This is a genomic window from Streptomyces sp. NPDC107765, assembly GCF_055657085.1.
Map to the genome: position 1 here is coordinate 106,334 of NZ_JBVKBL010000006.1, position 12,210 is coordinate 118,543.

Annotated in this window: 12 protein-coding genes; 7 read left to right on the forward strand and 5 right to left on the reverse strand. The window is 71.8% G+C overall.

The features are described 5' to 3' along the window. Positions 1-51: 51 nt before the first annotated feature. From ACZ7MX_RS16790 to ACZ7MX_RS16800, 3 genes are all read left to right on the forward strand, one after another. Positions 52-1,764: a sensor histidine kinase gene (locus tag ACZ7MX_RS16790; RefSeq protein ID WP_472132725.1), complete on the forward strand. Its 1,713-nt coding sequence runs from the start codon at positions 52-54 to the stop codon at positions 1,762-1,764. Further along, the gene (locus tag ACZ7MX_RS16795) at positions 1,757-2,443 is read left to right on the forward strand and encodes a response regulator (RefSeq protein ID WP_472132727.1); all 687 of its coding nucleotides are present in this window, start codon (positions 1,757-1,759) and stop codon (positions 2,441-2,443) included. The genes ACZ7MX_RS16790 and ACZ7MX_RS16795 overlap by 8 nt, the downstream gene beginning before the upstream one ends. Before the next feature lie 330 nt (positions 2,444-2,773). Continuing rightward, positions 2,774-3,985 carry a polysaccharide deacetylase family protein gene (locus tag ACZ7MX_RS16800; protein WP_472132728.1) on the forward strand — a complete coding sequence of 404 codons (1,212 nt, stop codon included), beginning with the start codon at positions 2,774-2,776 and terminating at the stop codon, positions 3,983-3,985. Between the two features lie 104 nt (positions 3,986-4,089). On the opposite strand, the gene ACZ7MX_RS16805 is transcribed toward ACZ7MX_RS16800, so the two are convergent. Further along, positions 4,090-4,263, reverse strand: coding sequence for a hypothetical protein (locus ACZ7MX_RS16805; protein WP_472132730.1), 174 nt, complete (start codon positions 4,261-4,263; stop codon positions 4,090-4,092). A gap of 220 nt (positions 4,264-4,483) precedes the next feature. After that, a complete protein-coding gene (locus tag ACZ7MX_RS16810) occupies positions 4,484-5,860 on the reverse strand; it encodes a serine hydrolase domain-containing protein (protein ID WP_472132732.1) in 1,377 nt (458 codons plus the stop codon). Positions 5,861-5,964: 104 nt separating this feature from the next. Between ACZ7MX_RS16810 and ACZ7MX_RS16815 the strand changes: the two genes are divergently transcribed. Beyond that, positions 5,965-6,660, forward strand: coding sequence for a TetR/AcrR family transcriptional regulator (locus ACZ7MX_RS16815; protein ID WP_472132734.1), 696 nt, complete (start codon positions 5,965-5,967; stop codon positions 6,658-6,660). Positions 6,661-6,793: 133 nt separating this feature from the next. Then, the gene (locus ACZ7MX_RS16820) at positions 6,794-7,099 is read left to right on the forward strand and encodes a hypothetical protein (RefSeq protein ID WP_472132736.1); all 306 of its coding nucleotides are present in this window, start codon (positions 6,794-6,796) and stop codon (positions 7,097-7,099) included. A gap of 96 nt (positions 7,100-7,195) precedes the next feature. Here ACZ7MX_RS16820 and ACZ7MX_RS16825 read toward each other — a convergent pair whose 3' ends face one another. The 3 genes from ACZ7MX_RS16825 to ACZ7MX_RS16835 are packed head-to-tail and all read right to left on the reverse strand — an operon-like array spanning position 7,196 to position 9,771. After that, the gene (locus ACZ7MX_RS16825) at positions 7,196-7,966 is read right to left on the reverse strand and encodes an FAD:protein FMN transferase (protein WP_472132738.1); all 771 of its coding nucleotides are present in this window, start codon (positions 7,964-7,966) and stop codon (positions 7,196-7,198) included. Further along, positions 7,959-8,399: an FMN-binding protein gene (locus ACZ7MX_RS16830; protein ID WP_472132740.1), complete on the reverse strand. Its 441-nt coding sequence runs from the start codon at positions 8,397-8,399 to the stop codon at positions 7,959-7,961. Before ACZ7MX_RS16830 ends, ACZ7MX_RS16825 begins: the two co-directional genes overlap by 8 nt. Positions 8,400-8,409: 10 nt before the next feature. Beyond that, positions 8,410-9,771 (reverse strand): ferredoxin reductase family protein, encoded by a 1,362-nt coding sequence (locus ACZ7MX_RS16835; RefSeq protein ID WP_472132742.1) that lies wholly within the window; start codon positions 9,769-9,771, stop codon positions 8,410-8,412. Between the two features lie 146 nt (positions 9,772-9,917). Between ACZ7MX_RS16835 and ACZ7MX_RS16840 the strand changes: the two genes are divergently transcribed. Together ACZ7MX_RS16840 and ACZ7MX_RS16845 are read left to right on the forward strand one after the other, a co-directional pair. Then, complete coding sequence (locus tag ACZ7MX_RS16840; protein ID WP_030813837.1) at positions 9,918-10,652, forward strand: response regulator transcription factor; 735 nt, start codon at positions 9,918-9,920, stop codon at positions 10,650-10,652. Beyond that, complete coding sequence (locus tag ACZ7MX_RS16845) at positions 10,649-12,097, forward strand: sensor histidine kinase (RefSeq protein WP_472132744.1); 1,449 nt, start codon at positions 10,649-10,651, stop codon at positions 12,095-12,097. Before ACZ7MX_RS16840 ends, ACZ7MX_RS16845 begins: the two co-directional genes overlap by 4 nt. Positions 12,098-12,210: the final 113 nt, after the last annotated feature.

Sequence of the window (12,210 nt, forward strand, 5' to 3'; positions counted from 1 at the left end):
CGCCCCCAAGGAGTAAGGGGACGCCGTACCGGGCCCCCGATAATCGACCTCATGTCCTCCAGCGCACCGTCCGCCTCCGCAATCCCTCCTCCTGGCCGCAGCCTCTTCGCGGGCCCCGGCGAGGACGGGCGGCAGCTGTGGCGGGCGGCGGGCGAGGCGGTGGCGGCCCTGGCGCTGGTACTGCTCACCTACCAGGGCGAGTCGGAGCTCGACGCCAGGCTGCGGGGCGCGGCGGCGGCCCTGGGACTCATCGGCGTCGCACTGGTGGTGGTGCGGCGCCGCTTCCCGGTGGCCGGCGTGGTGGGGCTGGCGGCGCTGATGGGAGTGGTGCCTTCGGTGGCGCTGCTGACCGCGGTCGCCGCCCACACCTCGACCCGACAGCGCGAGACGCCGCGGCGGCGGGTCGCTCTTCTGCTGGTGGCGGCCGCCTCGGCGATGGCGACCTGTGCCGTGTCCGCTCCCGTACGGGGGCCGGGCAGCTGGTCGTTCGGTCTTGCGCTGGGTGCGGTGCTCGCCGTGACCACGGTGATCGTGCCCGGGCTGGTCGGTGCCGCCGCGGGCCAGCAGGACCGGCTGCTGCGGGCGTGGCGGGAGCGTACGGCCGCTGCCGAGGAGGCGCGGCGGCTGGCGGACAGCGAGGCGCGGGTGCGCGAGCGGTCGCGGATCGCCGCGGAGATGCACGATCTGGTCGGGCACCGGCTGAGCCTGGTCTCCCTGCACGCGGGTGGTCTGGAGATGGCGCTCGGCAGGACCGCGCCCGAGCTGCGGGACGAGGCCGCCGTGGTGGGCCAGGCCAGCCGGGACGCGATGCAGGAACTGCGGGAAGTGCTGGGCGTCCTCGGCCCGTTGGGCCGGGACACCGGAACCGATGCGCTGACGGATGCCACGGGTACGCGTGCGGACATCGAGGCGCTGATCGCGGAGTCGCGCAGCGGCGGTATCCCCGTCGAGTTCCGCTGGGAAGGGCCGGATCTCGAGGCGCGGCCGGCCCGGGTGCGCCGGGCGGTCCACCGGGTGGTGCGCGAGTCGCTGACCAACGTCCACCGGTACGCGGCCGGGGCCCAGGTCACCGTGACCGTGCGCCACGGCGACGCGCTGGTCGAGGTGCGGGTGCGCAACGGCGTGCCGCCCGTCCCGCCCGCCGCCACGACCGGGCTCGGCACCGGGCGCGGGCTGATCGGGCTGCGGGAGCGGGTGACACTGCTCGGCGGCGACCTGGAGGCCGGCCGCACGCCGGACGGCGGCTTCGCCCTGGCGGCCGACATCCCTGCCGACCCCCGGTTCGGTGCGGAAACGGCGGACGTGGAGCCGGACGAGAACGAGCCGGCCCGCACCGTCGGGTCCGACGGCGGGCTCTCCACCCTCCAACGGCGCCTCGCCGGGGCCGTCACCGGGCTGCTCGGCCTCGTGGGGGTGGGCGTGATGATGCTGTTCGGCGCCGCGCTGGTGGTCGACGCGTACGGTCCGGTCTACCGCAGCCCCGAAAAACCCCGGGTGGGCATGAGCCGGGAGCAGGTGCAGCGGGTGGTGTCCGGGGACGACGACACGGTGCGCGCGGCCGCCGCCGGGCGCGAGCCGCCCCGGCCGTCGTCCGCGACCGACTGCATGTACCCGTGGGGCGCCGGGGTGGCCAAGGGCGGCCGACTGGAGATCGTCCGCTACTGCTTCCGGGCCGACACCTTGATCGCGATCGACCGTTTCACCGTGCCGATCGTGACCGAACAGCCGACCCCACCCCACCCTGGGAGAACGACACATGACTGACCAGGCCAACTCCGCGGGCCTCCGGCCGGGCACGGCGATCCGGGTGCTGCTCGCCGACGACGAGGAGATGATCCGGCACGGCATCCGGCTGATCCTCCGGCACGCCGACGGCATCGACGTGGTGGCCGAGGCCGTCAACGGCGCCGAGGCCGTCCGGCGCACCGCCGAACACCGGCCCGACGTGGTGCTCCTCGACATCCGCATGCCCGTGCTCGACGGGCTGTCGGCCGTCGAACCACTGGTCGCCCTCGACCCCACGCCGCAGGTGGTCATGCTCACCACCTTCGGCGAGGACGACAACGTCCTCCGCGCGCTACGGTCCGGCGCCACCGGCTTCCTGCTCAAGGACGCCGGCCCGCAGGAGCTGATCAGCGCGGTACGGGCGGCGGCCGCGGGGGACGCGGTGCTCTCGCCCGGCGTCACCGGCACCGTCATCCGCCGGATGCTGAGCGGCGGCGGAGCGACCGAACCGGGCAGCAGGGTGGCGGGCCTGACCGGCCGGGAGCGCGAGGTCCTGGTGATGCTGGGCGAGGGACTCTCGAACCCGGGGATCGCCAAGCGGCTCGGCATCGGCGTGGGAACGGTCAAGACCCATGTCAGGTCGATCCTGGAGAAGACCGGCTGCGGCAGCCGCGTCCAGGCCGCACTGCTGGCGCACCAGACAGGACTCATGAACTGACCACCCGGCGGGAGTCGTCGGCTCTCTCCGCGCCACGCCTCCGCCACGTCTCTGCCGCGCCTACGCCACGCCTCCGCCCCGAGCCTCAAGGGCGTGGCCGTCTCACTGGAGTGGCCCCGCATTCCTGTCTGGCCGTATTCGTGCCCGTATTCCCGCCCGCATTCCCACAGCGGATGTATGGGTGCGGGCCACCGCCTCTATGACCCTCCGTCGACACTCCGACCACGCTGCGAAGTTCCGCCGCCGCGAAGGAACCGCGGCGTTGATCAACCCCTCTCACAGGACGTCCCGATAGGGGGCGTCTGGGCAATAATCGCGATTGGTTCAGTTATGCGGGAATTCAGCCGTAGGGGCATGCTCGGTCTCGGCGCAGGCGCGGCAGCGGCGCTGTCGGTCGCCGGCTGCTCCTCCGCCGGGTCGGACTCGGACAAGGTCGGGACCGAGTCCGCGACGAAGCGTGGAAAGGGGCCGCAGGGCAAGCCGATAGGCGACGGCTCGACCGCGTACACCGGTAAGCAGCCCCATCAACCGCCCAGGCCGGAGCGGTTGGCGCCGGGGCAGAAGCCGCCGCAGTTCGTGGTCTTTTCCTGGGACGGTGCGGGGGAGGTGGGAAATGGTCTCTTCCCGCGGTTCCGCAAACTCGCCCGGGACCACAATGCCTCGATGACGTTCTTCCTTTCCGGGCTCTATCTGTTGCCCGAGTCGAAGAAGCGGATGTACCGGCCGCCGAACAACCCCGTCGGCGCGTCCGACATCGGTTACCTCAAGGACGACCACATCCGGGAGACGCTGAAGAATGTGCGGGCGGCGTGGCTGGAGGGCCATGAGATAGGCACGCACTTCAACGGGCATTTCTGCGGTGAGAGCCGTGGTTCGGTGAAGCATTGGACGCCTGCCCAGTGGGACGATGAGATAGAGCAGGCGGTGTCGTTCGTCACCAAGTGGCGGACGAACACCGGCTTCACCGACCTTGAACCGCTGCCGTTCGACTACGGCAAGGAACTGGTCGGCGCCCGTACGCCGTGTCTGCTCGGCCAGGACAATCTGCTGCCCACGGCGCGGAAGCGCGGCTGGCGCTACGACGCCAGCTCGCCCGGCGGCCTGCAGGTCTGGCCGGTCAAGAGGCAGGGGGTGTGGAACTTCCCGCTGCAGCAAATGCCCTTCCCCGGCCACTCCTTCGAGGTCCTCTCGATGGACTACAACATCATGGCCAACCAGTCGAAGAACTCCACCAAGGCCCCGCCGGTCAACTATCCGGGCTGGCGCCAGCAGGCCGCGCAGGCGTACATCGCCGGTTTCCAGCGGGCCTATGAGACCAACCGGGCGCCGTTCTTCATAGGCAACCACTTCGAGCAGTGGAACGGCGGCATCTACATGGACGCCGTCGAGGAAGCGCTCAAGCACATCGCCGACGAAAAGCGCAAGGACGTCCGGCTGGTCTCCTTCCGCCAGCTCTGCGACTGGCTCGACGCCCAGGACCCCAAGGTCCTCACCGACCTGCGCCGCCTCGGTGTCGGGCAGCAGTTCACCGGCCGCGGCTGACGGCAACGGCAGCGGGCGCGGGCACGGGCACGGGGCCGAACCTCCGGGAGGCAGCCAGGCAACCAGGCAGTCGGGCAGTCGGGCGACCCGGCAGCCGGGCTGAACTAAGGGGTTCGCGTGCCCGTTGCCCAGGAACGGAGCTTCTCGGGGTTGAGTACGGCCCAGATGTGCTGGATCCGGTCGCCGGCGACGTCGAAGGCCATCACCGATACGGTGACGCCGTCCAGTTGAGCCACCAACCCTGGCTGACCGTTGACCGTACGTTCCACGAGCGTCATGCCGGGCGCCGCACCCGGCCGGTCGGCGAAGAAGCGTGCGACCTGCTCGGCGCCTTCGACGGGGTGGGGCGCCGCGGTGACGAGTCCGCCGCCGTCGCCGGTCGCGGTGGCGTCGGGGGCCAGCAGGGGGTACCTGCTCGCATCACCATGGCGTGGCTGTCTGGCTGGCCGGCGTGCCTTCGTAGAGGGGTGCCTTCCGCCTTCTTGGCGCCTCCTGGGATCAGGATGCTCCCGGGAGGCGGTGGAAGAGCCGGCCGGCGAGGTCGATGCCGGTGATGGTGCCGTCGACGTCGCGGGAGAAGTAGCCGCGCTGCCCCTTGAGGCCGCCTTCGATGACGATGTACTCGTCGCCATCGCCGGGAAGGAAGCCGATGGCCGCGGCCGGGTAGTCCGGGGGCATCTCCTCGTCCGATGCCTCCCGGATCTCCGGCTTGATGCCGACCGCCAGGGTGAGGCGGGTGCCGTCGGTGGCGAGGTCGAGGTTCATGGCGTCGATGTCGTAGCGGCCGACGACCTGTTGGGCTTTTTCCCCGTCGTACGGGAGCGGCTCCGCCGTCTTCTCGACGACCCCGAGGTAGTGCTCCAGCGCCCACCGCACGACGGACTGGTTGAAGGGGTAGCCGTCCGGGCCGGCGTTGGCCAGGGAGACCACCGCGAAGTTGCGTTCGGGCACGATGAGCAGTTCGGCGAACTGTCCGTTGCCCGAGCCGCCGTGGCCGATGCCGTGGAGGCCGTCCAGGTCGTGCAGGAACCAGCAGATGCCGAAGCCGTCGCCGAGGGTACTGGCGCGCAGCGCGACCGTCTGCTCCCGCATGCGGTGCAGCTCTGTGGCGGGCAACACGCCCTGCCCGTCGCCGAGTTGGAACCGCGCCCAGCGCAGCAGGTCGCTCACCGAGGAGGCGAGGCCGCCCCCGGGGTTGTCGCGACGCGCGCCCTCCCTGAACGCTCCCCAGGGCCGGGCGGCGCGCAGTTCGCCGTCGTCGCCCCGGTTGTGGCCCACGGCGAACTTGCGGACCATCACCTCCGCCAGTCCGTACACGGTGTCGGACAGGCCCACCGGCTCCAGGACGAGTGAGGCCATGGCCTGCTCGAAAGGCAGGCCCGTGACCTTCTCGACCACCCGCCCGGCCAGGTTGTATCCGGCCTGGCTGTACGACGCGCGGGCCCCGGGCGGTGCGATCAGCGGCAGTGCGGGCAGCTTGGCCACGAGGCCGGCCAGGGAGCGGTCGCCCTCGCCGTCGTCGACCAGGTTCCAGTCCAGGCCCGCGGTGTGGTTGAGCAGGTTCAGGACGGTGATCTGCGCCGCGGCCTGCTCGTCGGCCAGCTTCAGCTCGGGCACGTAGCGCCGCACCGGCGCGTCCAGGTCCACCTTTCCCTCGGCGACCAGGCGCATCAGGGCGGTCGCCGTGAAGGTCTTGGACACCGACGCCAGGTGGAACAGCGTCTTCTCGTCGACCGGCGACGGATCGGCGAGGCTCGTGACGCCGTGCGAGGCGTAGATCTCCTCTCCGTCCAGGAGCACCCCGACGGCGACACCGGGCACGCCGAACTCCGTGGCCTGCGTGGTGACGAACTCCGACAGCTTGTTCTGCAACATGGCTCCCCCTTCGGGCACTTGAACTAAGTACGAGGAGGAGCGTAGGTCTCACTTGAACAAAGTGCAAGACGGCACGTGAACTAAGTGCAAGTAGGATGGCGGCCATGCCGCGAGACACACTGACCGCAGACCGGATCGTCCGTGAGGCCATCGAGCTGCTCGACGACGAGGGGCTGGACGGCCTCAACATGCGGAGCCTGGCGAAACGGCTCGGCTCGGCCGCCACGGCCGTCTACTGGCACATCAAGACCAAGGACGAACTGGTCCGGCTCGCCAGCGACGCGATCTGGCACGAGGTCGAGCTGCCCGATCTCGACACCACCGACTGGCGCACGGCCGCCACCGCCCACGCCACCGGCATGCACGCGATGCTCACCCGGCACCCGTGGCTCGGCCAGGCATTCGGCAGCCACCTCCTGCACGGCCCCGGCCAGGCCCGCCATAACGACCTCAGCCTGGGCATCTACGAGAAGGCGGGTTTCGCCGCCGCCGACGCGGACCGGGCGGCCGCCACCGTCCTCACGTTCGTGCTCGGCAGCACGCTCGGCCCTGCCGCACAGGTCTCACTGAACCGCCGGCTGAGCAAGAGCGGCGCGGACGCCGAGCAGCTGATGGCCGACGCCATGACCCGCGCCACCGAGACCGCCAGGCAATTCCCACGGCTGCGCGAACGCCTCGACACCACGGCCGCCACGGAGTACGCCGCAGCACCCGACGACACCTTCGCGTTCGGCCTCCAGTCCCTCCTCGACGGCTTCGAGGCCCGCCTCACCGCCGCCCACGCCCGTCACCCCGAGTGACCCGCACCCCGGCCAACACCCGCCCGACCAGGGCCCGTTTCCCCTGCCGCGTCTCCGCTGTCCCCCTGGCTGCCTGGTGGCAGGACCACTCCGCACACTCCAGACGGACGTATCCGCTGCCTAACATGGGCTCATGGGTGTCAACATCATGCTCGACTTCGAGGTGCACGGGCTGGCCGACGAGGCGCAGACCAAGTACGTCCTGAGCGGACTGGTCGAACTGATCCGTGCGGAAGGCCTCCAGGACCACGAGGTCGGCCTCGGGTGGAGCGTGGAGGGCGGACGACACTGGATCTCCGGCGAAACGGACCACCCGATCGGCATCAGCCGCTTCCATACGTGGCGCCCGCACTTCGAAGCCGCCTTCCACCAACGGATCCAGACACTCGCACCTGCTGCCACCGCTTCGATCAACTGGCGCTACCCGGACGACGACTGACAACGTCTGACGACTTGACGGCCGGAGCCACCCCGCCGAACTGCCCCGTACCGCCGGCGAAGTGACCGACGAACTGCAAGAACTGCTGACGTGGCGCTAAACGGCACACGGGATCCCCGGGAACCCCGTCGTATGCCAGGTATCACCGTCAGCCGTTATCGCGAGACCCTCGTAACCGTCGAGGCCCTCCAGCCAGTCCTGTGCCCCCGCGCCCATGGCGAACGCTGCGGTGGCGTAGGCGTCGGTCGTGGTCAGGTCGGGGCCGACCACCGTGACGGATGCGGGGCCGGCCGCGGGAGTGCCGGTGCGGGGGTCCAGGATGTGGGGGCCGCGCTCGGCGCTGCCGGAGGTGGCGACGGCCAGGTCGCGGCCGGTGACGACGGCGCACAATTCCCCCGGACGCAGCGGATGGGCGATCCCGATGCGCCAGGGCACTCCGGGCGCCGCCTCGCCGCTGAGCTGGAGGTCTCCGCCGCCGTTCACGCAGGCGTGCCGGGCGCCGGCCGCCCGCAGGAGCCGACCGGCGCGTTCGACCGCCCAGCCCTTCACCAGTCCGGACGGGTCGAGAGTGCCGCCCGGGGTGGCGCTGAACCAGCCGCGGGTGGCGACTCCCACCTGTTCGCAGAGGTCGAGGACCTCGCGCACCTCCGCGGGGCAGTCGTCGAGTCCGACCTCGCCGCGGGCGAGCCGGCTGATGGCGCTGTCGGAGCGGTAGGTGGAGAAGACCTCGTCGACGTGGTGGAGCCAGGCGACGGCGTCGTGTACGGCGGCCTCGATGGCGGGGGTGCGTGCGTCGCGGATGTCGAAGGAGAACACCGTGCCCATCGCCTGCTCGACATGGCGCAGACCGCGCCGGAGCTCAGACACCGGCCCGGTCCAGTGCGCTCTGCAGGGACCGGATGTATCCCGCACTGGTGTAGCTGGCGCCGGACACCGCGTCGATGTGGGCGCTGTGCGCGCTCAGTGCCTCCTGTGTCAGGCGCGGCAGGGCGTAGGCGGCGATCTCGCGGTCGCGACCGTTCCCGGACGGGGCGCGCAGCACCTTGACCGCGGTCAGCCGGCCGGCCCTGACGGTGGCCCTGACCTGCACGGTGCCGTAGCGGGTACTGATCGAGGCGCCGGTGTAGGTGCCGTCGGCCGGGCGGCTGCCCTGTGATGCGTGTCCGGAGGGCGTCGGGGCCGGTGCGGCGCCCGACTGGGCCGGGCCACCGGTCAGCCCGGCGGGCTGGTGGGGTTTGAGGGAGAGCAGGAGGACGACCAGTGCGCTGGTCGACGCTGCGGTCAGAACGGCTCGGCGCACGGCGGGCTCCTCAGAACTCGAACGACTCGTGGTGGATGTGGCGTCGGGGTATCCCGGCACCGCGCAGCGCCCGCCGGGCCGCGGTGGTCATGCCGGGCGGGCCGCACAGATACACCTCGTGCGCGGCCAGATCCGGCACCAGGCGACCCAGTGCGCGGGCCGTCAGCGGCGCGGAGTACGCGGCGGGTTCATCGACGAAGTAGTGCACGGCCGCGCCGCGGGCCGCGGCGATCGCATCGAGCTCGGTGCGCAGCGCGAGGTCCTCGGGGCGCCGCGCCCGGTAGACGAGCGTGACCTCGCCGGGGAGGGTTTCGAAGAGTGCCCGCAGGGGGGTGATGCCCACGCCGCCCGCGAGCAGCAGCACCTTGGAGCACCGCCGCCGCGCCTCGGTGAAGGCACCGTACGGGCCCTCGGCCCACACCCGGGTGCCGGGCCGCAGCCGTGCCAGGGCCGCGCTGTGGCCGCCGGCCTCCTTCACGGTGATGCGCAGGTGGTGGGGGAGGGGCGGGGCGGAGAGGGAGTAGGGGTTGGCGGTCCACCACAGGCCCGGCGCCAGGAAGCGCCAGCGGAAGAACTGGCCCGGCCGGGCGCCGAGTTCGTCCAACCGTTCGCCGGTGAGGTGCACCGAGACCACGCCCGGCGCCTCCGGGCGGACCTCGGTGACCCGCAGGCGGTGGCGCCGGGCACGCCATAGCGGAGCGACGAAGCGGTACCCGGCGACCAGCGCTGCCACCAGCGCGTACATGGCGTACCAGGCGAGCTGGGCGGGCCGTCGCCCCACGAAGTCGGCGCCGTTGGAGAGTTGATGACCGAAGGCGAGAAAGATCGCCAGGTAGGTGGCGAAGTGGAGGTAGTGCCAGGTCTCGTAGCTCATCCGGCGGCGGGCGAACCGCGCGGAGACGGCACCGGTGCCCACCAGCAGCAGGAAGCCCGCGGTGGCCTTGAGCATGTCCGGGTAGTCGAGGACGAGGGTGGTCGCCTCGTGCAGGACGCCGTTCCGCGTGGTGAGGGTGTAACCCCAGATGATCAGGAGGATGTGCGCGAGCACCAGCGAGACGGTGTAGCGGCCGCCCGCCGCGTGCCAGCGCGCCAGGCGGTCGGTGCCCAGGGTGTGGTCGAGCAGCGGAACGCGGGCCATCAGCGCGACCAGTACCGCGCAGGCGTAGCCGGCCAGCAGACCGGTGATCCGGCCGGCCCCGGTCAGCCAGCCCGCCGGACCCACGACCGACGCCGTACCGGTCCACCACAGGGCCAGCACGCCGGCCGCCCCCGCCCAGATCACGACGTGCGCGAGCAGGGGTGCCAGGGACGGCGGCCGCCGCGGCGGGCTGCTGCTGGTGGATGTCCGGCGGGTGGCGGAGACGGTGCTCATGGAGGCTTCCCTTCCGTGGTCGGCGCCAGCGTCGCAGCGCAACCTCTGAAGACCCTCTGAGCGGCGCCTCCGCCCGCTGATTCACAGGAAACTCAGAGCCGGCTCATACCTCCGCCGGCCACCGGGCGAGGGATGCTGGAGGCACCATGCACATGCACCGCACTCCCGCCCCGCTGCACAGCGCCGACGGCTCGCCGGTACGGGTCCTCGTGATCGACGACGAGCCGGACCTCACCGAGGTGCTCTCCGGCGCCCTGGCCGGCGAGGGCTGGGAGGTCCGCAGCGCGGCCGACGGCGCCTCCGCGCTCGCCGTGGCACGGACCTTCCGCCCGCACGCCGTCGTCCTGGACTGGATGCTGCCCGACATCGACGGCCTTCAGGTGCTGCACCTGCTGCGCCGGGAGCTGCAGACGGTCTGTGTCCTCTTCCTCACCGCGCGCGACGCCGTCGAGGACCGGATCGCCGGGATCACCGCGGGCGGTGACGACTACGTCACCAAGCCGTTCAGCCTGGAAGAGGTGCTGGCGCGGCTGCGCGGTCTGCTGCGCCGGGCCGGGATGGCTCGTGAGCCGGACGGCGACCGGCTGGTCGTCGGCGACCTCGTGATGGACGAGGAGGCGCGGGAGGTCCTCCGCGCCGGCGAGCTCGTCGAACTGTCCCGCACCGAGTTCGAGCTGCTCCGCTTCCTGATGCGCAACCCACGGCGGGTGCTGTCCAAGGCACAGATCCTGGACCGCGTCTGGTCCTACGACTTCGGCGGCCGGTCCCACGTCGTCGAGCTCTACATCAGCTATCTGCGCAAGAAGATCGACGTCGGCCGGACCCCGATGATCCACACCGTCCGCGGGGTCGGATACGTCCTCAAGCCGGAGTCCTCGTGACGCGGATCGGCCCCCGCACCCTGCGCAGCCAGCTCACGGCCGGTCTGGTCGCCCTGCTGGCGCTGGCCTGCCTGGCGGTCGGCATCACCACGGTCGTCGCGCTCGAAGGATTCCTGGTGAGCCGCCTGGACCAGCAACTCTCCGCCTCCGCGGGCCGGTTCGCGGTGAGCCTGGAGCACGAGGCCCGGCCGGACGCCGACAACCGGCCGGACACCCGCGGCCAGTCCGACGGCACCTTCGGCGCCCGGCTGCTGCGCGGCACACCCACCCAGGCGGCCGTCGTACGGGACCAGACGGATGCCGCGGTGCCGCTGTCCGCCGAGGACCGCCGCGCGTTGGCGGCCCTGCCCACCGACGGTTCCGGACACAGCGTCCGACTGGCGGCACTGGGGCGGTACCGCGTCAACGCGGTCTCGGGCGACGACGGCGACGTCCTGGTCACCGGCCTGCCGCTGCACCCCGTCGAGGAGACCGTGCACCGGCTGGAGGCGGTGGAGGCCGCGGTGTTCGGCGGGGCGCTCGTGGTCACCGGCGTCCTGGGCGCACTGTGGGTACGGCTGTCGCTACGCCCCCTGCGGCGCGTCACCACCACGGCCGCGCGGGTCGCCGAGCTGCCGCTGGCCAGCGGGGAGGTGGCGATGCCGGCGCCGGTGCCGGTGGCCGACCCGCGCACGGAGGTCGGGCAGGTCGGTACCGCCCTCAACCGGATGCTCGGCCACGTCGGTAACGCACTGGAGCGCCGCCACGCCAGCGAGAACCGGCTGCGGCACTTCGCCGCCGACGCCAGCCATGAGCTGCGGACTCCGGTGGCGAACGTCCGGGGGCACGCGGAGCTCGCCCTCCGGCACAAAGGGCCGGTACCCGGCGAGATCCGGCGTTCCCTGGAGCGCATCCAGGCCGAGTCGGAGCGCATGAGCCGGCTGGTGGACGACCTCCTGCTGCTCGCCCGCCTCGACGCCGGCCGTGCGCTGGAACGCAGGCCGGTGGATCTCACCCGGCTCGTGCTCGACGCGGTCGACGACGCGCGGGCGGCCGGTCCCCGTCACCGGTGGCTGCTCGACCTCCCCGAGACAGCCGTCACCATGACCGGTGACGAACACCGCCTGCACCAGGTCGTCAGCAATCTGCTCGCCAACGCCCGGACCCACACCCCGCCCGGGACCGCCGTGACGGTGCGACTCGCCACCGACGACCACGACGTCCGGTTGACGATCCTGGACGACGGCCCCGGCGTTCCCGAGGAGATCCAGCCGGAGGCGTTCGGCCGCTTCGTCCGCGTCGACCACAGCCGCTCGCGCGCGGCCGGCGGTACCGGCCTGGGGCTCGCCATCGTGGAGGCCGTCGTCACCGCCCACCACGGAGAGGTAGCCCTGACGAGTCGCCCCGGGCACACCGAGTTCACGGTCACCTTCCCCGCGACTCCTTCCGGTCCCCCGCACCGATGAGGTGGTACCACGGTGACCAACTGGGAGGGCCAGCGATTCAGATCCTTGGTGATGGTGCCCGCTGCCTGGGCTTTGTCGAGCTCGTCCGTCGCTCCCTGCACGCTGCTGGGTGC

Coding starts and splice junctions, on each gene's coding strand:
- ACZ7MX_RS16790 (WP_472132725.1), top strand. CDS start 52: ATGTCCTCCAGCGCACCGTCCGCCTCCGCAATCCCTCCTCCTGGCCGC.
- ACZ7MX_RS16805 (WP_472132730.1), bottom strand. CDS start 4,263: ATGACGCTCGTGGAACGTACGGTCAACGGTCAGCCAGGGTTGGTGGCT.
- ACZ7MX_RS16795 (WP_472132727.1), top strand. CDS start 1,757: ATGACTGACCAGGCCAACTCCGCGGGCCTCCGGCCGGGCACGGCGATC.
- ACZ7MX_RS16820 (WP_472132736.1), top strand. CDS start 6,794: ATGGGTGTCAACATCATGCTCGACTTCGAGGTGCACGGGCTGGCCGAC.
- ACZ7MX_RS16840 (WP_030813837.1), top strand. CDS start 9,918: ATGCACATGCACCGCACTCCCGCCCCGCTGCACAGCGCCGACGGCTCG.
- ACZ7MX_RS16800 (WP_472132728.1), top strand. CDS start 2,774: ATGCGGGAATTCAGCCGTAGGGGCATGCTCGGTCTCGGCGCAGGCGCG.
- ACZ7MX_RS16810 (WP_472132732.1), bottom strand. CDS start 5,860: ATGTTGCAGAACAAGCTGTCGGAGTTCGTCACCACGCAGGCCACGGAG.
- ACZ7MX_RS16815 (WP_472132734.1), top strand. CDS start 5,965: ATGCCGCGAGACACACTGACCGCAGACCGGATCGTCCGTGAGGCCATC.
- ACZ7MX_RS16835 (WP_472132742.1), bottom strand. CDS start 9,771: ATGAGCACCGTCTCCGCCACCCGCCGGACATCCACCAGCAGCAGCCCG.